The organism is Methylophaga sp. UBA1464 (genome assembly GCF_002325665.1).
In the GTDB taxonomy this organism is placed as follows: Bacteria; Pseudomonadota; Gammaproteobacteria; order Nitrosococcales; family Methylophagaceae; genus Methylophaga.
Genome location: NZ_DCSO01000021.1, coordinates 3,567 through 5,492 on the forward strand (window position 1 = coordinate 3,567; position 1,926 = coordinate 5,492).

General features: G+C 50.2%; 1 protein-coding gene. It reads right to left on the reverse strand.

Annotated elements, in window-relative coordinates; all coding sequences use genetic code 11:
* Positions 1-40 precede the first annotated feature (40 nt).
* Positions 41-1,926: autotransporter outer membrane beta-barrel domain-containing protein (locus tag B3O33_RS02155; RefSeq protein WP_292362838.1), on the reverse strand; the 1,886-nt coding region annotated here is incomplete at its 5' end.

Genomic DNA, 1,926 nt, shown 5'->3' on the forward strand with positions numbered 1-1,926 from the left:
TCCCACGCGGAGCGTGGGAACGAGGTTTGAGGGGGAGGGGTTACCACACCATTCTGAAAGTTGCTGAGAGATCATGGCGCTGATCGGAACTGGCCCATTCGCCTTGGTACCCCAGTTGTATTGAAGTCAGCTCAGTCATCTGCATATCGAGACCCAGAGCTAGTCTGGCTCGATTACGGTCAAGCTCCGGGCCATCGACCTGAAAGTTAGCTAGCGAAGTAGCTGCAAAACCTGCACGCATCTGCGCTTCGTTATCCATGAGCTCATGCACCCAGGCCAGTTCGGCGGTGGGTTGGATGTGATAGCCTTTTTGTGTTTTCCATTGATGCGTAATACGCGCACCGAGAGCGGAGCGTAAAGAGTCCTGCTGGTCACGGCGTACATTTAGATTGGCTGCGTCGGCCTCTTTTTCAACAAAATCATCCCGATTGACAAGGGCATATTCCAGTCCGGCTAGTGGCGTAACGCTTGTGTTCTCACTAACTTCAATGAGTCGGCCAATTTCTACGGCGAGATTACTGGTCCAGGCATGGTAATCCGCTCGGGCAGTTGTATTGGATAAACCAACCGTCACGCGACGTTTGCTCTCAAAATCATGATAGCCAACACCAGCGATAGCACTCATGTAATAGTTGTCGGTAAATAATCTTTTGCCATACAAAGCAGCCTGATAACTGTCTACATCCAGACTGCCTTGTGACACGCTGGCATCAGTGCGGTTATAGCCAACAGCCAACCCGACCGTGAGTGCATCATCGACATAAATATCCCGGCCCGCGGCGGTACCAGCTGATTTGTAATAGGCACCGCTGGCATTGGATGTACCCTCGATATCAGCATAACTGCCAGTACCACGCAGCCACCAGCCAGGATTATCAGCTCGTTTGTTGCTCGATAAAGACGTTCCTGCATCCGTCATCGTGCCGGTGTCATTGTAGGCCAGCTGGATCTGCCCGTTATCGGCCAAAGTGGAGGAACGGCTTTGTAAGCGCCCAAGCAGCAAACCCTGGAACTGATTCAGTGATTGTAAAGCGATTAGATTGCTGTGGGTATGCTGCACACCACTAAGCGAGTCATAGGCTTGCTGAGCACCTTGGACCGTCAAATTACTCAGGTTATTAAGAATGTCATTGATGCCAGCGCTGTCGTTACCTAGAAAAAGCCTATCGAGTGTTGTACTGACAGCTTTCTGGTTGGCGGTATCCGCAACGGATGCGTAATCAGAAGAGTTACGTTCAAGGTTGAGAAAAACATTATTGGCATCATAAGTCAGTGTCGGCGTGAGAAAAGCGAGATTGGAGCTGATGCTATCAAATGTAGTACCACCTAAGCCGCCGGCTGCAGTGAGAATGGTGTAATCAGTGCTGAGCGAATAGTTGCCCGCCTCAGGTAAAACCAACACTGTGCCGTTAGTGAGGGTGGCCATGCCGGTGGCATTAATCAAGTCGGAATTGCCTGCGGCATCAACTTCCACCTCGTAAACACCGCCACCAGAGAAATCAACACTACCGGAGACGTTCATTGTGCCGATCGAGTTGCCTGGAGCGAGGGAGCCGCCATTCAGTGTGATACTACCGAAAGTACCACTACCACCCAGTGCACCTCCTGAATTAACTGTTATACCGGAGTTGGCAATGGAGCCATTCACGACAAGCAGTCCATCATTAACGATAGTGGCACCGTAATAAGGGTTGTTGCCAGTCATGGTAAGCGTTCCAGTTCCTGTTTTAGTTAAATTACTAAAGTCAATAATTGTGCCGCTAAAAACAGTGGACGTATTATCGCCGCCAACGGTCAGCCTATAACCAATCGAACCGGTATCCATATCAACAATACCATTACCTGCTAACGAGCCAATTGTCAGATCATATAATGATTCAAGCCTGGCACCAGAGCCAACGGTCACCGCGCTGTTGTTTCCCAATG